We start from the raw sequence: 18,101 nt of genomic DNA, 5'->3' as shown, positions 1-18,101 counted from the left end.
GTACGACGGTTCACGTCCCGAAACGCCGTTCTCGATCCGCAAAGGACCGCAGCGCCCGAAGATAGTCCACCCGCCTGAAATCAGGCCAATACGCCTCACAGAAGTAGAGCTCGCTGTGCGTGCTCTGCCACAGGAGGAAGCCACCGATCCGCTGCTCCCCGGAGGTACGAATGACCAGGTCCGGGTCAGGTTGACCTTTAGTGTACAAGTGCCCGGCGATATCGGACACGTCCAAGGAGTCAGCCAGCTCTTCCAGGGTCGCTCCCCTGGACCGGGCTTCCTGCAGCAAAGAGCGCACCGCGTCAGCGATTTCGTCCCGGCCGCCGTAACCGACCGCGACGTTGACCACCAAGCCAGAGACATCGGCCGTCGTCGCGGCACACTGAGTGAGTCGTCGCGCCGTCCCCTCTGGGAGGAGCCGCTGAGATCCCACGATGTTGACCCGCCACCGACCGGCCAAACACAACTCCTCAACGACGTTTTCGATGATCCGCAGGAGCGGACTCAGCTCGTGTTCTGGACGACGCAAATTGTCTGTCGATAACAGCCACAACGTGACGATCTCGACGCCCACCTCTTCACTCCAGGTCAGGAACGGGACGATGTTGTCCGCACCCGCCTGATGCCCATGCGCGGTGTCTGTGCCCTTCTGCCGCGCCCACCGTCGATTTCCGTCCAACATCACGCCAACATGGCGAGGCACCCGGTCTGGCCTCAGGCCAGCAGCTAACCGACGCTCGTAGACCCCGTACAACACTTTGCGGTACAGGAGTGCGCGCAGCCCCACAGAGTTCCCTTCCCGTCACCCAGCGGAAGACGGGAAAGCCCCGTCCCCACCGTCACCGTCGGCCGGTCCGGTCGCCGACCGACGCACCCCCGGATCGATCGGGCCAGCCGCGCCGAGAGGGGCTCCACCAGCGGCAGACGCCGGACGGCCCTGACCATCAGGTCGTTGCGAGCGCAACTCTTCGTCGTAACTGATGTTTTGCAGCCGTTTGTTCATGTTGCGCATCAACAGCCACAACGCGCAGGCCAACAGGAAAAACGCGAGGAAACCTCCGATACCGCCGGAGACGGACTGGTTCGCGCCGTTCATGAAGCCTCCTTGACGACGTCGTACTGCGGTGACGCACCCGTCTCGGCGCTCTGGTATGCCAGACGGTCTGCAGCGTCAGGGTTGTCCAACCCGGCAAACAGATCATCCTCCTGTGGGGCGACCCCGACGTAACTGATCGCAGCTTCAAAATCCTCATACGGCCAGACACGTCGTTCCAGCTCTGGGGGCACGGCAAACCACCACCCGTCTGGATCGATCTGGGTAGCGTGAGCCCGCAAAGCGTCGTCTCGGCGTCCAAAATGATCCGCGCACGACACCCTGGTGGTCACGTCACGGACTGGCATTGACGAGCGTCTCCCGATCCAGTCGGCGAAAGGACTGTCCAAACCTTCAGCCAACAGCGCTGCATGCAATGCGTCGAGTCGGTCAAAAGAAATCGTCTGGTTGTAGTAGAGCTTCAACGGTTGCCAGGGCGGGCCAGCCTGGGGGAAAGCTTGTGGGTCACCAGCGGCCCGGAAAGCGGCGACGCTCACCACATGGGTCATCACGTGGTCTGGGTGCGGGTAGCCACCGCGCTCGTCGTACGTCGTCATCACATGCGGGCGGAACTGCCGGATCACCCGGACTAATGCTTCAGTAGTGACTGCCAATGGTTGGGTCGCGAAGCAGCCCTCCGGCAGAGGTGGGAGGGGGTCCCCCTCTGGCAGACCGGAGTCCACGAATCCCAGCCAGGTGTGTTCCACGCCGAGGACCTGTTGGGCGCGCGCCATTTCTTGGCGCCGGAACTCCGAAAGGTCACGGAGCAGGTCAGCGTCATGCTGCAGGCGGGGGTTGAGCACGTCTCCTCGTTCCCCGCCGGTGCAAGAGACCACCATGACCTGGGCGCCCTCGTCGACATATCGCGCCGAGGTCGCTGCCCCTTTGCTGGACTCGTCATCGGGATGGGCGTGTACCGCCATCAAACGCCATCGGTTCTGCCCGGCCACGTCACTTCCTCTCGCGTCGTCACACTGCCACGCCGATGCGGGGCGGTCGGTCCCACGGTGGATCTGATCGATTCTCGCCTGTGCTTCCAGCGACCCCGACGTAGGGTCCGCTTCCAGGGCCCCGACGGCAACCCCTGCGCCACACTAGCTTTGAGCATAGGCCCCGGACGCACCCGGAGGACATGTCCCCGGGCTCCGACACCCCTGGAAGCCCACAGGCCACACCCCGCATCATCACTCAGCAGTCGGGCTAGGCTGCTCTCGTGCAGATTCCACGTCCGGCTCCGGGGCGAGCCCCGATCTGGGTGGTGGCCACGATCGGGTTGATCGTGCTCACCGTGGGAGCTGTCTGGTGGGGATTAGCGGCGACCGTCGGCAAGCCCAACTGGATGGATCTGACCTGGGAGATCACCGACGACAACACCATGGTCGTCCACTATCAGGTCGCTAAACCCACTGATCAGACGGTGCGTTGCCTCATCCTGGCTCAGGGGCCAGACCATGCGGCGGTGGGATCGACCGAGGTCACACTCGGCCCTGACCCGCAGCAGCAGAAGGCTTACGCGACCACGGTTCGCACCACCAGCAGGGCGGTACGCGGTGGCGTCGACAGTTGCCGGGCGGTGCCAGCGAGGTAGGTCAGGCATCTGTCCAGACCCCCTGTCCAGAACGTCGAACGTGCGTATAGTTGAGTACTTACACACCCGGCCGGTATCGCCGGGTGTCATCACGTCGAGGACCTTCGGGTCCCGGCCCAGTCACGACGGGGTCCGTGCGGGCATCGACCCTGACTGATCCCGTCGTCCACGGCGGTGGCCCCGTCGACCGCCACCGGTCGACGACCCCGTCCCGACACTCTGAGGAGGCAGATCGTGACCGACACCACGACGCCGGCGGCCAGCTACCTGACCCAGGATGCCTACGACCGTCTGAAGGCCGAGCTGGATCACCTGAGCACCGAGGGTCGCAGCGAGATCTCCAAGCGCATCGAGGCCGCCCGTGAAGAAGGTGACCTGCGAGAGAACGGTGGCTACCACGCGGCCAAGGAGGAGCAGGGCAAGATGGAGGCCCGCATCCGCCAGCTCACCCAACTGCTGGAAAACGCTGTGGTCGGCGAAACGCCTCCCGATGACGGCATCGTCGAACCAGGCATGGTCGTCACCATCGACATGTTTGGGGACGAAATGCGTTTCCTCCTGGGCAGCCGGGAGATCTCCGGAGAAGACATTGACGTCTACTCCGAGAAGTCCCCGCTCGGCGAGGCGATTCTCGGCAAGAAAGCCGGGGACAGCGCCACGTACACCGCCCCCAATGGCAAGGACATCACGGTGAAGGTTTTGGAGGCCAAGCCGTACCAGGGTTGAGCTGAGACGACGCCGGTGGACGGCAGGCCGAGAACGCGTCCACCGGCCCCTGTCCCTCACACCATGACGGCACGGGCAGGCACCGGTGGCCATCGGTGCCCATGCAAGACTGAGCCGTATGTGGGGTATGCGAACGACAATGATCGACCCTGGGAAAGCTCTTCCTGGCAGGGACATTCCGGTCAGCTCTCTGCCTGCACGCCATGAGGTGCTGGGGTCTTCGCTGACCGCCCCGTGGAGCCTGGAGGGTGGGGAGGCATCTGTCCTCTACCTGGCGTTGGGGTGCTTCTGGGGCGCCGAGCGCATCATGTGGCGCCTCCCGGGAGTCCACACCACAGCAGTCGGCTATATGGGCGGATACACCCCGCACCCGACCTATGAAGAGGTGTGCACCGGTCGGACCGGCCACACGGAGACCGTTCTGGTCGCCTACGATCCAGCCGCCACCACAGCTGAAACGCTGCTCAAGACGTTCTGGGAGCATCACGACCCCACCCAAGGGATGCGGCAAGGACCAGACGTGGGCACCCAATACCGGTCGGCCCTGTACTGGACCACCCCGGAACAACACGACGCGGCGACACGCACGTATCTCGCCTTCTCTGAAGTGCTTCGCCACGCGGGAAAGACCTCACCCATCACCACCGAGGTCCTGGCTGCCGGTGGTGATCGACGGGACAACCCAGACGTGGCCGGCCCGTTCTACTACGCCGAGGCCTACCACCAGCAGTATCTGCACAAAAACCCGGGTGGATACTGCACCCACGGCGCGAACGGCCTGACCTGCCCGGTCGGCCCCCGCCCCTAACCTCCCAGCCCGGTCATTCCAGGCGCGCCGCAAGCCAGTCGCCCTGGCCATGCAATTTGGTCAGCACCGACATCAATGCCCGTTCTCGAGACGTCAATGCCTCAGCAGCCCCGTCGTCATGGCGGGTACGACGGGTGTCGGCGGCGGCGTACGTTCCCGGTGATTCTGGGGCGCGTGCGGCGCCGGCGGCCAGATACACCTCCCACGTCGCTCCGTCGCTCTGAGCCGCCACTCCGGCCAGCCCACGCGCCAAACCAGCGACCTGCCCCTGGGCGGTCCCGGCATGCTCCGCGAAGGCGTCAGCAAGGACTCGCCGATCGAACGTCGGCACGCCGCGACGGTCCACGGAGACCCCCGGGGCTGGTGCCCGTCCCGGGGCCGGGAGCGCGCCCGGAGCGCCAGCACCTGACGCAGCTAGACCCATGGCGCCCAGGACAGACGCTGCTGTCTGCGTGGCTCCTGCCTGTTGAGCAGTCGAGACCACCGCCCCTGCCGCTCGGACAAGTCGATCTGTGCGGTCCACAGCATCCTGAGACAGCCGCTGCACCCCCACGGTGAACGCCCGAGTGGGATCCGCCCGGTGCACCTGCAGATCCACCCCAGGCACCACATCACGGATCACCGTGTCAGTAGATTGGCGCACCTGCGCTGCTCGATCCGCCTGACGCACCTCGACCATCGTGTCCCGCCCAGCCGTCAACGTCATGATCCGCCCCAGCAAGGTCGACGTTGACGGCGGTTGCAGCCCGTTCAGGATGGTGATGTTTGACGAACGTCCCGTCGTGAGGGCTTCAAGGTGCACTTGGACCGTGCCACCGCCCAGTTCAGCCAACGATGCCCGCACTCCAGCATTGGATTGATTGATGACGGACACCAGATCTGAAGGCGTCGGATAGCGGCCCACCTCGACCACCGTGGTGTGTTCCATCGGTGTTCCCAGTTGCTCGACGATCCCGATCGTATGCTCTCGTCCATCTCCCAGCGGCGAATCCGGTTGGAAGGACTGAGCCGTCACGACTGCACCAGCAGTCGCGGTGGACAGCACCCGTACGGTGGCTTCACCTGCCGGGGCATCAGCGTGAGCTAACGGCGTGGCGATTCCCGGAGCGCCACTGATCAGGCGGGTTCGCGCGGCTGCGGCCCCGGGGGCGGACAGCTCACCTGCGGCCGCCCCCAGCTCCTGCAATGCTGCGAGCAGCGGCGGCAACGTCGCCTGGACCGACCCCCCTGGGTCTGGCACCGGCGCCGGATCACTGATCGCACCGATCAATCGATCAGCGCCCCGGGCCGTGGGCGGGACGTCTCCATGTGCCAGCCGGGTGACCAGATCCCCCACGCCTGCGGCGACCTGGGCATAAGCCTGGCTACTCTCCGCTGATCGGGCCAGATCGCGCAGTAATCCGCCCAAGAGTCCAGCCGCCATGGGACCCCCCGGAGCGGGCGGGCCCGCCGGGTCAGCCAGCTGCGCGTCGACCCGGTCGGCGACGGCTGCCGCAGCTGCGGCCACGTTCGGCAGCACCTGGTTCAGCATTCCCAACCTGCTGACCAGCACCCCGGAAGACAACGACAGGGCCCGGCCATCAACCAATGCCACCCGACTGCCCTCGGATGTGTCGACCAGTTCCACTGGTGCTGCTCGATCCCCACTGACCAAGACCCGGCCGTCAACCAACAGATCGACGGTGCCACCGGCACCCGGTTGCGCGGTCGCACCAATAGTGCGGGCCAAAGCCGCCACCACATGATCGATCTTGCGGATGGTACTGACGTTCGTGCCGCCTTCCGCCGCAGCGTGAGCATTCAACTCCGCCAATCGCGCCGTCAGGTCGTTCACTTCCGCCACCGAGGAGACCGCTGCCTGGTGGATTTTTTCGGTGAGATCCTCGACAGTGCTCTGCAGCCGATCGACCGCTGTTGCTGCCTGACGCACTCGGATCCGAGCCAGGTCCTGATCACTGTGCGCCGAATCACCTGCTGTGCTGACAGGCTCGGTCGGCTGGGATCCGTCGAGAGCAGCAGCTACCGCCGCAGCTGCTGCTCGCTGCTGCTCGGCGTGTGCCTCGCGGCGACGATGACGTCCGGCTGCCCGCTCAGCTTCCTCATCCCGATCCGCCTGGATGAGCCCTGGATCAGCCGCGACACGGGCGTCCGGACGACGACTCACCGGATCATCTGAGGGCCAGATCGTCGCCAGGCTGTGTTGCGCTGCCGATGCGGGTTCGTGCAATGCCTGGGCTGCTCCCACCAGATCGCTGCGTCGAGCCTCAAGGAGCCCAGCGACCGCCTGGGCGCGTAACGCTGTCGGGGACAGCGCAGGCAGATCTATTGGCGCGGGTGCCGCGTTTTTGGCTTCATATCCACCGGCGAAGGCTTCCTGGCCACGACCATGTCCAGTGCCGATGCGCAACGCAGCGGCAGCTGGCGTCACCGGCGTCACCCGGTAGCCCCCGGAGGGGTCAATAGACGTGCTCCCGTACGACATGTCGTCATCTCATCCGTGAGAGCTGCCCCGGAGGGCTGGCTGTCCAATAGCGAAGAAACGCACAGGGGAGTCCCCTCCTGTACGACACCTCCATCGGCGGCCCAGCCCGTCAGTTGAGCATTTCCACGCGGGATGTCCCTCCTGAGCCCCGACACCGACTGAGGGCGAACCCATGACGTGACGCTTTCGCGTCCGGGCCCGCCCTCAGGTCAGTGCAGATCGGTGCAGATCAGTCCACGACAGTCGCCGCCACGGCCTGCGCTGAGGCACTCTCGCTCTGGTCACGAGCCGCAAGCTCCCGGGTCAACACGCTGTCTTCAGGAGCTCCCCGACGGCTCCGATCAGCCACCAAGTAGCCCAACAACATCACCAACAGGTACGGCCCGCCAATTTGCCAGGCAATGGTTAGACCAGGGATGAAGGCCAAAGACACCCCGACTCCCGCCAACACCAGGAACCCGACGAACGCCATCGGTACACCACCGGTCAGTTGCACTGGCGAATCCGGCAGTCCCAGGCGTCGTCGAGTCGGTTTGAAGGCCAGGTAGGTGACCACGATCAGCAACCAGGTCAACCACAGACCAAACACCAGCACCCCAAAGAGCAGCATGAAGGCGTCGTCCGGACGCCACAGCGCCAACACCGACGCGACGACCATTCCTGCTGAGGCGGCCGTCACTGCCTTCCGCGGGGACCCCTCAGCGGTGGTCACCGCGAACGATGCCGGAGCCATCCGGTCAGTGCCCAAACTGTGCAACATCCGCGAGGAGGCATACAGGCAGCCGTTGCCGGCGGACAACGCCGCGACGATTAACACCAGGTTCATGAAGTCCGCCGCGCCAGGGATATTGGCCGCAGCGAGCACCTTCACGAAAGGACTTGCCATCAAGCCTTCGCCTTCCGCAGACACTGTCCACGGCTCCAAAGCCACCACCACGGCAATAGCGCCGACGTAAAAAATGATCAGTCGAAAAATCATCGCTTTGGCGGCCTTGGGGATGTCTTTGACAGGGTCAGCGGACTCCGCAGCGGTCACCGAGACATTCTCGGCACCACCGAAACTGAAGATGGCCATCACTGCTGCCGCCAAGATGGCACCCGCTCCGTGAGGTGCAAAACCGCCATGGGCCGTCAGGTTGCTCAGTCCGGTCGCGGCGCGCCCGGGCAACCCGACGAAGATCATCACCACACCTAACGCGATGAACACGATGACCGTAGCGACTTTGAGGATGGAGAACCAATACTCACTCGCTCCGTACAGCCGCACTGTCGCCAGGTTGATCAGGATCAGGATCAGACTGCACAGCACCGTCCCTAACGCGCTGTTGAGGTCAGGGAACCACCGTTGAAGATACTTCGCTGCCGCCGTGACCTCGGCACCCACCGCGATGCACATGGTGACCGCGACATTCCACCGGGCCAGGAACCCTCCCATGGGGCCGAGATACGCGTGCGCTGACGCGCCGAAACCACCGGCCACTGGATGCTGGGTGGTCATCTCGGCCAAGGACCAGACCACGATGAGCGCCAAGAGCCCCGTCAAGGTGTAGCTCACGACGATGGCCGGACCGGCCATTTTGATCATCGAACCGGAGCCGAGGAACAGTCCGGTGCCCAACGCACCGGACAAGCCGATCATGGAGATCTGTCGAGTGGTCAGACCCTGCTGCAAACCGCCAGACTCGTCACGACCCGACGCTGATCCGCCGGTCGTTGTGGTGTCGTGCATGCCGTCCTCCGTGGGAGCGGTGAGGGTGAAAGTGCGCTGGTGGTGGCGCCGCGTGTCAGAGTACGACATGAATGGTGCCCTCTGGTGGACTCTCTTCACCGATGAGACTCAGCAGACATCCGCACCCGGCTCCTCCCCTTCTGACCGATCGGTAGAAACCGGACACGGATGCCTGAACCCGACACCATGCCCTCACCTCAGAAGCGAACCTCCCCCGAGATGTCATTCTCGGTAGTACCGATATATGTCAGTTCACCTTCGCCCGTTTGCTCGTCCCACGGCCCGGCGAACATCTGGCCATGGCCCTGCTCGTCGTACGCAATCAGCGCACCATGCCGATCACCCCCGGGAAGGAAACTACAAGCCTGCCGCAGTGTTTTCGGTGAGCGTGGGCCGTCAGCAACCAGCACCCGGCGGACCACCGGCCCCTCGGCGTCCTCGGTGAACCGGTACTGCACCAGTTGGCCCTGGTCGGCCACGACGACGGTGGTCCAGTAGTGCTGCTCCGTCGAATCACTGAAGATCGCTAAAGCTGAAGCGTGAGATAGCCCGGTGGCGATCACCCGAGGCGCCCCCAAGGTGTATTCCTTCCAGTCCCGGGACATGCTCACCGGGTGATACTCCAGCCGGCCATCGCCACGCACCAACACCAGCCCTGGATGGCTCAGCCGGTTACGTCGAAGCACCCCAGCGAGCGCCCGTACGTCGCCGAGCCCCTCCCCCAGCACGTGCTTCTCAGTGAATGACCCGGCGATGTGATCCCGTCCGACGCGCAGGTGAGCCCACCAGAACTGCAAACTTCCCTGAGTATCAAGGGTCAACAACCCCCGGCCACCGAAATCAGCCTGTCCTGTCCACCCGGCATAGGTGACGAGTCGTGGTGTTGGTGGCAACTGACCGATGATTCCCACGCTGTGAGTCCGCGCCCCGGTCAGGCTGTGCGGGCGTCGTGAACATCGACTGCGACGGCGTCGTACCGGCGCTTGAGGGAGCTGGACTTCCAGCCGGAGATTCAGTGTCCGGGCTGGAAGAACAGGCTGGTGCACCGACCCCCGCGACTGGGCAAACGGCGATCATAGACAGGCGACGCGCGTAGGCGCAGCGATGACGTGACATGGGGACCGATCTCTCTCGATAACTGCCCCCGAGGTGATGGACACCTCTGGTCTACCCGCTCACCCGTGGTGGTAGAACAGGAGCGTCACAACTGTGATGTCACGAGCTGGACTCGCCTGTCTCTCCGTTGATCAGAGCCGATCCGGCAGCGGATGCCGGGGTGTCGCCGTCATCAAGGCGAGATCTAGCGTGATCCGCCGTTCATCACTCTGAGGCCGAGTCGGGACCTTCACTGCGGTAAACCTCGACGTACCTGCGCCAGATCCGCAGCCAACCCGGCCCGCTCCGGTGCGGGACGCAGCCGGGCCACGTCGTATGTCAAGACTGTCAACTGGTCCATTGCCGCCGCCGGACCGAGATCACCAAGCAGCGGGACCGGCCCGGACAGACCTTGCCGCCGGGCGCACTCCTCGGCGTACTGCTGAGCCAACCCCCGCAGCACACCGGCACAGGCGAGCGCCTGGTCCAGCGGCATGGTCTGCCACCGCCGGCCCAGGCGCTCAAGTTCGGTCCGCGCGTCGCGGGGAACCGGGTCGTCGATCAATCGCGCAGCTGGGAGACCAGGCGCAGGATCTCCAGGTACAGCCAGACCACGGAGACAATCAAGCCGTGGGCCAGCAACCAAGAGTATTCCTGCGGGGCTCCAGAACGCACCGTGTTGTCAATGGTGTCGAAGTCCATCGCCAAGGTGTAGGCAGCCAGACCGACCACAAACAGCGACAGGCCGATGCCCAACGGCGAACCGAACGGGAACAGGCCAGCGCCACCGACCATGCTGAACACCAAGCTAACCAAGCTGAAGATCATGTAACCGACGACGGCCATACCGACGATCCGGCGGGACTTCGCCGTCACCTTGATGTACCCGGACTTCCAGCCCACGAACATCGCGGCAAACACGCACAAGGTTGCCAGCACCGCGGTGGATACGACGCCGGGGTAGCGGCCTTCGAGCATCCGGCTGATCGCCCCGACGAACATCCCTTCCAGGGCGGCGTAGGCCACGATCAGGGGAACACTGATCTTCTTCTTAAACGCGATGACCAAGCCAACGACCAGTCCACCGAGCATGCCGACGGTCCACATCAACATGCCTGCGGCGACGTTGATCGACACCGTCGTCCACGCCACCGCCGCCATGACGACCAACAGACCAAAAAGACCCAAGGTCTTCATGATCACGTCGTCCAGAGTGACCCGCCCGGTTTGCACCGGACCAGCCGAAGGAGCCTGATACATCTGGTCAAGGTGTTCCGCACTGGGAACGCCGTACTGGCCGTACTGGCCGTACTGCTGCTGACCGTAACCCTGGGGTACGTGGCCATACCCCTGGGGGGAGGTGGTCTGGCCCGGACCGAATCCGGCGTACCGACCTTCCTGGACCTGCTTGTCGATCCGGTTGAAGACAGGGTTGCTCATGGGGGACATTCCTCCAGATACGTCGCGCGCGATTCGCGCTCCTATAAGGGGGTTAACGTGACAACCACTCAGGGTGTTCCCGCTCAACCCGCACAGATGGGGTCGAAACTGGGGTGCACGCTGCACCCCACCGGTGAGTTCACAGTGCCCTCGACGGGATTCGAACCCGCACTGAAGCCATTTTAAGTGGCCTGCCTCTGCCAGTTGGGCCACGAGGGCCTGACTAGCCTAGCCTGCTTCGCGCCCTGCTGTTGGCACCGGGTCACGATGACTGCCCATCACCCCCCGCCCGCCACGGCCATGACCCCACGCGATCGACAGCTATCCCATCCACCACATCGTGCAAACTGGTCACCGCGAACCCCACCCCCGTCCGCTCACTCACCCGCTGCACTATCCGCCCCCAAATCAGGGCACCAGCCACGACCACATCGAGGTCACCAGGGTCCCCGCCACACCGGGCAGCTAAGTCAGCGCGAGAACTAGCCGTGATCTCGGCACATGCCGCCATCACCGTCGCCACCGGCAGCTCCGCGAGATGCACTCTCGCCACCTCCTGGGCCGTCAACCCCATGGCAAAAGCAGTCACCGCCGCTACCGAACCGGCCACCCCCACCAGGGTGCGCACTCCCTCCCAGCCGAGGCCCTCATCCAACTGGTCCAACTCCGCGTCGACGATGCGCGCGGCAGCTCTCAGCTGCTCCGGGGACGGCGGATCGGCATCTCCCCATCGCTCGCACCAGCGCAGGCAGCCCACATTGACTGACATCGCCGCATGACGGTGCGCAGTCCCCACGACACACTCCGTCGACCCCCCACCCACATCAACGACCAGGCACCCCGCCGAGCCGCCTTGCCCCCAGATCGACCGCGTCGCGCCCAAATACGACAAGCGAGCCTCTTCTGCCCCGGAGATGACCTGAGCGGTCACCGCAAACCCGGCGAACGTTGACGTCACCGCGGCGAGCAGCACATCGGAATTCTGCGCATCCCGAGCCGCAGACGTCGCCACGAAGCGCACCTCGTCCACCTCGAAATGCCTACATAACTCAGCGAACTCCCGCATCACCGACTGCGCTGCATCGACAGCACGCGCACCGATCCGACCCGTCGCATCAACCCCGGCCCCCAACCGGACCGTCCGGGTACGCCGAACCAGCGGGTACGCGACGACCGTCGCCGATCCGCCCTGCCCAGACTGCTCCTCAACGTCAGCGATCAACAGCCGCATCGAATGAGTACCACCGTCGATCGCGGCGACCCGACTCACCCCAGGTCGCCAGCAGCTCGGACCGGTTCGGACTCCCTCTGACTCGCACACGGCCCACCGGCTCCCCACTGCGGGAGCAACGCCAAGGCCTCATCACCAAACGGATTAACCCCCGGACCAGCAGCCAACGCATGGCCCACCAGGACATGTAAACATTTCACCCGATGCGGCATCCCCCCGGCAGAGATCCCCTCAATCTCCGGGACATCCCCCAACTCACGGCGACGCGCCAGATAATCCTCATGAGCTGCGACATACTGCGCAGCGAGCTGTGGGTCGCGACTCAACCGTTCTGTCATCTCCCGCATCAACCCCGTCGTCTCCAACGTAGAGATCGCCCCGGTGAGACGCGGACAGGTGGCATAGAAGGTGGTCGGGAAAGGCGTGCCATCAGGAAGCCGAGGGCAGGTGGCCAACACATCGGGTTGACCACAGGTACACCGATGCGCCACCCCTGCGACACCACGCACCGCCCGACCCAACTGCGCGCTCGCCGCTGCCTCGTCCTGCGCATCCATCGGGGGATATCCCTCGCTCACCGGTTCCCCCCGCTGGTGGTCGGTCCCGCCGTCGGTGACGGCTGCTGCTCTGACCCGCCAAGTCGGGTTGTCCGGCCAACCCCGTCGGTCAATTCCACCGATCTCCACATCCGCTCATACCACGTCATTCGTTCGGTCACCGCAGGCGCCACAACCGATCCCTTCACCTCACCCTGACGGGCTTTAGCCTCCCGGCCCACCCCGATCACGGTGTAACCGGTCTCCCCTGGTTTGACCACCTTGAGACGGGATCTGGCTTGTTGCTCCACGAACGCAGGATCATCCCATCGGGCTTTTTCCTGCTCTAACGAGCGCAGCGTCTGCTGCTGCGCTCGCACTTTGTCCCGTAACGCCTCCACCTGGCTGCGTTGGTCCAACCATGAGCGCAACGTCGGCGCCAACATCAAGGCCATCATCACCAAGATTGCGCCGAGCACCGCTGCCCGCCGGGTAGGGCGGGAGATCCGCCATACCGGATCCGCCGTACGACGGCTGCGGTCCTTCGAGCGTGGCGCTGGCGCGTCGTTTCTGCTCTTTCCCGCAGGACGGACCGCAGCGCTACCCCGAGCGCGTGGTCCCGGAGTGGGGGACGGACGCGCCCCGGGGGTACGACGGCCGCGACCAGTCGTACCCCCGGGGCGTCGACCCGCAGACGCCATGCGTCAGCCCTGCGCGCCCTTGAAGCGCGGGAAGGCCGCAGCGCCGGCGTACACCGCAGCGTCGTCGAGGTCTTCCTCGATGCGCAGCAGCTGGTTGTACTTGGCAACCCGCTCAGAGCGGGCCGGGGCGCCGGTCTTGATCTGACCGCAGTTCGTGGCGACAGCCAAGTCAGCGATGGTGGTGTCCTCAGTCTCGCCAGACCGGTGGCTCATCATGCACTTGTAGCCGTTGACCTGGGCCATCGTGACGGCGTCCAGGGTCTCAGTCAGCGAACCGATCTGGTTGACCTTGACCAGCAGGGCGTTGGCGGTGGCGGACTCGATGCCCCGACGCAGCCGCTTGGGGTTGGTCACGAACAGGTCGTCTCCGACCAGCTGGACCTTGTCGCCCAGACGCTCGGTGATGGCCTTCCAGCCATCCCAGTCGTCCTCGTTCAGCGGGTCTTCGATGGAGACCAGCGGGTAGGCCTCGACCAGCTCCGCGTAGTACTCGATCATCTCGGCGGCAGACTTCTTGCCACCTTCGAAGGCGTAGGTGCCGTCCTCGTAGAACTCCGACGCGGCCACGTCAAGAGCAACGGCGATGTCCTTGCCGAAGTCGTATCCGGCAGCCTTCACGGCCTCACCGATCAGGTCGAGCGCGGCGCGGTTGCTGTCCAGGTTCGGCGCGAAACCACCCTCATCGCCCAGGCCAGTGGCCAGGCCCTTGTCGTGCAGCACCTTCTTCAGGTGGTGGTAGACCTCAGCGCCCATCCGCAGCGCTTCCTTGAAGGACGCTGCGCCGATCGGAGCGATCATGAACTCCTGGATGTCCACGTTGGAGTCGGCGTGGCTGCCGCCGTTCAGGATGTTCATCATCGGCACCGGCAGCACATGCGCGTTGGGGCCGCCGACGTAACGGTAGAGCGGCAGACCGGCCGAATCTGCCGCGGCGCGGGCCACAGCCAGCGACACGCCAAGAATGGCGTTAGCGCCCATGGAGCCCTTGTTGTCAGTGCCATCAACGGCCAACATCTCGTTGTCAATGAGACGCTGGTCAGCTGCGTCATAACCCAACAGGCGAGGCTGGAGGTCCTCAACCACGTGGTCGACAGCCTTCTCCACACCCTTACCCAGGTAACGTCCCTTGTCGCCGTCACGCAGCTCGACGGCCTCGAAGGCACCGGTAGAGGCACCACTGGGGACGGCTGCACGTGCCATCGTCCCGTCCTCGAGAACGACCTCGACCTCGACGGTCGGGTTGCCACGCGAGTCCAGAATCTCGCGGGCGCCAATTGCCTCGATGCTTGCCACGGAAAATCTCCTTGCGACGGAGCCGATTTGTACAAGGCCGAGCCTACCTGCCACCGCGAGTGGACGTCGCCGTGGCCACCTCCGGCGGCTCCTCAGGCAACCCGCCCCACCAGTCACGACAGTCCCCTCTGACCGTCATGGAACCATCAGCCCCTCCGGCGCGCCCCGTGTTGTGCACATCGCCCAAGACGGGGACATCTTCAGTCGGTGTCCTTGATCGTCGCCTGACCGCCGACCGGCCCCCCGGTGCCACGTTCTGTCGACGAAGAAGCGTGCAGGGCCTCCAGATTTGCCCTCGCCGGATGGGACTTCCCCATGGGCCCCGCCACCATCGCCCGGAACAGGTTGTCGGTGACGGTCATCGCAAAACCCACCGACGAGCCATCCATGTCGGTACCCGCGGTCCGGCCACCCACCGCCGTCACCCACATCATCGTCCCCACGGCAAAAACCCCTGCCCCCGAATCAGTGGTGTAGTACGTCACGTCACTGACCGTGCCGCCCCGGTCCGAGCAGGTCACTGGTGAATGCGCAACGACCTGAAGGTTCTTGGGGGTCCCGGCAATCGGATAAGCCCGATCCACCTCAGTGCCGACCAACCCCGGGTACGACGTACCAGCGCTGGCACCGGTCCCAGCGAACAGAAAAAATGCCGAGTCATGCACCACCATCGCCCCACGCGCCGGATAGCACTCGTACAGCATCCCAGTCAGTGAATTCTCCGGACGCGACCCCGGATCGGAACGCCACAACACCGTCGTGGTGGCTCCCTTCACCGGATCATCGAGGCTTTTGTAACCCACCATGGTGCGGCCCTGACCGGTGCGCCCTTGCTCCAGACGCACCCGCCAGTACGCAACATTCGCCCCCAAGAAAGCCACATTCATCCCCTGGTCACGAGCACGCTCAACCGCGTCCCGCTCAGGCACCGTCCAATACTCGTCGTGCCCCATCGTGACCAGGCCACGGGCACCGTCCAGCAGTCCCGCCCGCTGGTCGACATCCCACCCGGTGACATACGCCAGATCCACCCCTAGTCGTTCAGCCCGCTGCACCACCGGAATCTCAAACTTGAACACCTCCATAGCCCCATTGCGGTCATACGGGCGGTCAAAACTGACTCGGCGACTCCGCGACCCAAACCCTCCATCGGGACCCTTGTAGAGGCTGTGCCCGCCCCACGCGTTGTAGGCCTGATACGTCAGCACTGCGGAGTTCAGCACCAGTCGGTCTTTGACCGACCGAGAGCGCACCACCAACGGGACATACCGCCCCGGCCCCCCGTTGACGCCACGAAGCGCCAACAGATAACTGCCCTCAGGCCACCCGGTGGTGGGGAGGGTGGCCGAAACGTTCCAGGAGGTTGTCACGGTCCCATCCGCAGCCACAGACGCAGGAGCCTGAGCCACTCCGCGCACCGGCTTCGGTGTACGCCACACCTCACGGGCGCCCTTCCCGCCGTACCAGCCCATTCGGTACGCCGTGACGGTGAAATCCCCCACCGTCGAGGTGACAAATAAGCTCGCGTCTTCTCCGGGCAGGACACTCACCTGGCCGCAATATCCAGCCAGTTCGGTATCTCCGGCGACCTGTCCCAACTGCCAATCGGAAGTCCCAGCACGGGCATTTTCGGTAGCTACCCAGGACGAGTCATGACCAGCCGCACTAGCCAGTGACGTCGTGGCCGGTGCGGATGATCCTGGTGGGGGTGGCGATTCACCGGAGCAGGCAGTCGCGGTAGCGAGCGTCGCCACCACCACAGCCGCGGCCGCTACCTGTCTGACAGCACACTGCGACCCGGTGAGCAGCGCAGCTCCACGACGGGCCCATCCGACGACCGACCCCATGACTTTGCCCTCCCCAGTCGACTCGACGCTTAGTCGGTGGACTCGACCTCCCGCGCCAGATCGCGCAGCACCGTCGCCAACTCCACTGACGGGTCGAGACCGCGTTCGTGAGACTCCACCACCAGTGCGAATAGCCGCGCCCCGATGGTGTCCCCCGTAGCGATCTGGACCGCCACGTCAGATTGACCGGCCCGGGCCAATCGAGATGTCATCTTCGCCGCTCGCTCCAGCCCCGGCATCCCCTGAGGTATTCCATCGAACAGGCCATGCCGTTCGGGCTTTTCGACGGCTTTGATTTCGTCCCAGCGGGCGGCCACCGCCTCAGCTGTCCGAGCGTCGCCGTCGGCGAAGACATGGGGATGTCGCCGACGTAGCTTCGCGGCGATGCCTCGAGCCACGTCGTCTAAGTCAAACGGATCCTGGGGATCATCCTGGGCGACGCGGGCGTGGAAGACCACCTGCAACAACAGGTCACCGAGTTCTTCGCGCAACTCACCACGATCGCCACCTGCGATGGCGTCGACTAGTTCGTACGACTCTTCCACCGCGTATGGCGCCAACGTGTGGTGGGTCTGTTCGGCGTCCCACGGGCATCCGCCTGGCGAACGCAACCGGTCCATCACCCCGATCAGATCCGCCAGGGAGGTCAGATCGGGGTGATCCGGTGCCCCGGTCACGGGGCTGAAGACTCGTCCGGCGCCGATCCGCTGGGCTCGTCAGCCGGAGCAGTCGAAGTCGCACCGTCAGCTGGCGGGGTGGCTGGCGTCTTGTCAGCACCTGGCGTCTTGTCAGCGGGCGGGGTGTGATCCGCGCCGGGTGCTTTCGCACCGGGCAAGGTCGCCGGGTTAGTCGGCCGAGGTTGAACCGGCTGGACTGGCTGACCAGGCTGGTTTGGCCCCTCCGGGCGCGTCGGGTCAAACGGGGGCGCACTGGGCTCGACGATCCAGTCCGGAGCGCCCGGCACCAGATTGAACGTGGTCATGTCGTACTTGCCGTACTTCGGGTTGACCACGATGGTGGCCTTGCTCACCAGGTTTTTCAGCTGAGGCGCTTTGGGACTATCGGCGACGGCCTTCAACCGGGCCAGGGCACGCCCTACGTTGACCGTGGCATCTGAAAGAGCGATCTCGTTGCCGGAGGCATCCTTCATCTTCAGCTGCGATCGCGCAGTGTCCACGCTGATCTCCGGTGAATCCAACTCCTTGGCATGCCCTTCGACAACCTTGGCCAAGATGAGTCGCCCCAGGAGAGACTGCAGGTTGACATTGCCCGCCTGAGGTGAATGGGACAGGTCCTGGATCACGCTGGCGAGGTCAGATTCGTGGATCACCAGGCCGTCCACGGACGCTGCCGTGCCGGGAGTGGGCGCGGTGCATCCTGTTGTCGCGACCGCGAAAACCGCGGACAACGCGGCCATCGCGCCGAAGCTGATGAGACGTGACTTCACGGAGCGTCCTTTCCCGGATGACCATGTACGACGAGCCGACTCGGCACATGCCTGACACGAGGCCTGTCATCCAGCCAGAGGGTGG

Annotated in this window: 18 protein-coding genes and 1 tRNA gene; 3 read left to right on the top strand and 16 right to left on the bottom strand. The window is 64.7% G+C overall.

Annotation, left to right across the window (positions count from 1 at the left end; all coding sequences use genetic code 11):
* Positions 1–10: 10 nt before the first annotated feature.
* Genes KEM60_RS08920 through mca form a run of 3 tightly spaced genes read right to left on the bottom strand, consistent with a single transcriptional unit; the run spans position 11 to position 2,016 of the window.
* Entirely contained in the window at positions 11–787 is a 777-nt protein-coding gene (locus KEM60_RS08920) for an isoprenyl transferase (RefSeq protein WP_219107175.1), read from the bottom strand.
* 15 nt (positions 788–802) lie between these two features.
* On the bottom strand, positions 803–1,096 hold the full coding sequence (locus KEM60_RS08915; protein ID WP_219107174.1) for a hypothetical protein: 294 nt from the start codon (positions 1,094–1,096) through the stop codon (positions 803–805).
* Positions 1,093–2,016, bottom strand: a complete 924-nt coding sequence (gene mca, locus KEM60_RS08910) for a mycothiol conjugate amidase Mca (protein ID WP_219107559.1) — start codon at positions 2,014–2,016, stop codon at positions 1,093–1,095. Before mca ends, KEM60_RS08915 begins: the two co-directional genes overlap by 4 nt.
* Positions 2,017–2,306: 290 nt before the next feature.
* Here mca and KEM60_RS08905 point away from each other — a divergent pair, with 290 nt between their 5' ends.
* The 3 genes from KEM60_RS08905 to msrA all read left to right on the top strand — a co-directional run bounded on the left by KEM60_RS08905 (position 2,307) and on the right by msrA (position 4,215).
* A complete protein-coding gene (locus tag KEM60_RS08905) occupies positions 2,307–2,681 on the top strand; it encodes a DUF4307 domain-containing protein (protein ID WP_219107173.1) in 375 nt (124 codons plus the stop codon).
* A gap of 234 nt (positions 2,682–2,915) precedes the next feature.
* Complete coding sequence (greA, locus tag KEM60_RS08900) at positions 2,916–3,407, top strand: transcription elongation factor GreA (RefSeq protein ID WP_219107172.1); 492 nt, start codon at positions 2,916–2,918, stop codon at positions 3,405–3,407.
* 118 nt (positions 3,408–3,525) lie between these two features.
* Positions 3,526–4,215: a peptide-methionine (S)-S-oxide reductase MsrA gene (gene msrA, locus KEM60_RS08895; RefSeq protein WP_219107171.1), complete on the top strand. Its 690-nt coding sequence runs from the start codon at positions 3,526–3,528 to the stop codon at positions 4,213–4,215.
* A 13-nt stretch (positions 4,216–4,228) separates the two neighbouring features.
* Here msrA and KEM60_RS08890 read toward each other — a convergent pair whose 3' ends face one another.
* The 13 genes from KEM60_RS08890 to KEM60_RS08830 all read right to left on the bottom strand — a co-directional run bounded on the left by KEM60_RS08890 (position 4,229) and on the right by KEM60_RS08830 (position 18,016).
* Positions 4,229–6,697, bottom strand: coding sequence for a hypothetical protein (locus KEM60_RS08890; protein WP_219107170.1), 2,469 nt, complete (start codon positions 6,695–6,697; stop codon positions 4,229–4,231).
* A gap of 229 nt (positions 6,698–6,926) precedes the next feature.
* Positions 6,927–8,495, bottom strand: a complete 1,569-nt coding sequence (locus KEM60_RS08885; protein WP_255574416.1) for an amino acid permease — start codon at positions 8,493–8,495, stop codon at positions 6,927–6,929.
* 128 nt (positions 8,496–8,623) lie between these two features.
* Positions 8,624–9,337, bottom strand: coding sequence for a hypothetical protein (locus KEM60_RS08880; protein ID WP_219107169.1), 714 nt, complete (start codon positions 9,335–9,337; stop codon positions 8,624–8,626).
* Between the two features lie 434 nt (positions 9,338–9,771).
* Positions 9,772–10,017, bottom strand: a complete 246-nt coding sequence (locus tag KEM60_RS08875; RefSeq protein WP_219107168.1) for a hypothetical protein — start codon at positions 10,015–10,017, stop codon at positions 9,772–9,774.
* A 65-nt stretch (positions 10,018–10,082) separates the two neighbouring features.
* The gene (locus KEM60_RS08870; protein ID WP_219107167.1) at positions 10,083–10,961 is read right to left on the bottom strand and encodes a Bax inhibitor-1/YccA family protein; all 879 of its coding nucleotides are present in this window, start codon (positions 10,959–10,961) and stop codon (positions 10,083–10,085) included.
* 145 nt (positions 10,962–11,106) lie between these two features.
* A tRNA-Leu gene (locus KEM60_RS08865) sits at positions 11,107–11,180 on the bottom strand.
* Between the two features lie 43 nt (positions 11,181–11,223).
* Positions 11,224–12,231, bottom strand: a complete 1,008-nt coding sequence (locus KEM60_RS08860; RefSeq protein WP_219107166.1) for a Ppx/GppA phosphatase family protein — start codon at positions 12,229–12,231, stop codon at positions 11,224–11,226.
* Positions 12,228–12,749: a DUF501 domain-containing protein gene (locus KEM60_RS08855; RefSeq protein WP_219107165.1), complete on the bottom strand. Its 522-nt coding sequence runs from the start codon at positions 12,747–12,749 to the stop codon at positions 12,228–12,230. The genes KEM60_RS08860 and KEM60_RS08855 overlap by 4 nt, the downstream gene beginning before the upstream one ends.
* Before the next feature lie 17 nt (positions 12,750–12,766).
* Positions 12,767–13,429 carry a septum formation initiator family protein gene (locus KEM60_RS08850; protein WP_219107164.1) on the bottom strand — a complete coding sequence of 221 codons (663 nt, stop codon included), beginning with the start codon at positions 13,427–13,429 and terminating at the stop codon, positions 12,767–12,769.
* A gap of 3 nt (positions 13,430–13,432) precedes the next feature.
* Entirely contained in the window at positions 13,433–14,722 is a 1,290-nt protein-coding gene (eno, locus tag KEM60_RS08845) for a phosphopyruvate hydratase (protein ID WP_219107163.1), read from the bottom strand.
* 200 nt (positions 14,723–14,922) lie between these two features.
* Entirely contained in the window at positions 14,923–16,569 is a 1,647-nt protein-coding gene (locus KEM60_RS08840) for a N,N-dimethylformamidase beta subunit family domain-containing protein (RefSeq protein ID WP_219107162.1), read from the bottom strand.
* Between the two features lie 29 nt (positions 16,570–16,598).
* A complete protein-coding gene (locus KEM60_RS08835; protein WP_255574415.1) occupies positions 16,599–17,246 on the bottom strand; it encodes a MazG family protein in 648 nt (215 codons plus the stop codon).
* On the bottom strand, positions 17,243–18,016 hold the full coding sequence (locus KEM60_RS08830) for a hypothetical protein (protein WP_219107161.1): 774 nt from the start codon (positions 18,014–18,016) through the stop codon (positions 17,243–17,245). The genes KEM60_RS08835 and KEM60_RS08830 overlap by 4 nt, the downstream gene beginning before the upstream one ends.
* Positions 18,017–18,101 lie beyond the last annotated feature (85 nt).

Origin of the sequence: Austwickia sp. TVS 96-490-7B, from assembly GCF_019331795.1 — a bacterium.
GTDB lineage: Bacteria > Actinomycetota > Actinomycetes > Actinomycetales > Dermatophilaceae > Austwickia.
This window is presented reverse-complemented; position numbering and strand designations above follow the sequence as displayed.

Bases quoted from the DNA above. Each gene is read 5' to 3' on its own strand.
- KEM60_RS08915 (WP_219107174.1), bottom strand. From the start codon at position 1,096: ATGAACGGCGCGAACCAGTCCGTCTCCGGCGGTATCGGAGGTTTCCTC.
- KEM60_RS08885 (WP_255574416.1), bottom strand. From the start codon at position 8,495: ATGTCGTACTCTGACACGCGGCGCCACCACCAGCGCACTTTCACCCTC.
- mca (WP_219107559.1), bottom strand. From the start codon at position 2,016: ATGGCGGTACACGCCCATCCCGATGACGAGTCCAGCAAAGGGGCAGCG.
- KEM60_RS08870 (WP_219107167.1), bottom strand. From the start codon at position 10,961: ATGAGCAACCCTGTCTTCAACCGGATCGACAAGCAGGTCCAGGAAGGT.
- KEM60_RS08855 (WP_219107165.1), bottom strand. From the start codon at position 12,749: ATGGATGCGCAGGACGAGGCAGCGGCGAGCGCGCAGTTGGGTCGGGCG.
- KEM60_RS08890 (WP_219107170.1), bottom strand. From the start codon at position 6,697: ATGTCGTACGGGAGCACGTCTATTGACCCCTCCGGGGGCTACCGGGTG.
- KEM60_RS08850 (WP_219107164.1), bottom strand. From the start codon at position 13,429: ATGGCGTCTGCGGGTCGACGCCCCGGGGGTACGACTGGTCGCGGCCGT.
- KEM60_RS08840 (WP_219107162.1), bottom strand. From the start codon at position 16,569: ATGGGGTCGGTCGTCGGATGGGCCCGTCGTGGAGCTGCGCTGCTCACC.
- msrA (WP_219107171.1), top strand. From the start codon at position 3,526: ATGTGGGGTATGCGAACGACAATGATCGACCCTGGGAAAGCTCTTCCT.
- KEM60_RS08875 (WP_219107168.1), bottom strand. From the start codon at position 10,017: ATGCCGCTGGACCAGGCGCTCGCCTGTGCCGGTGTGCTGCGGGGGTTG.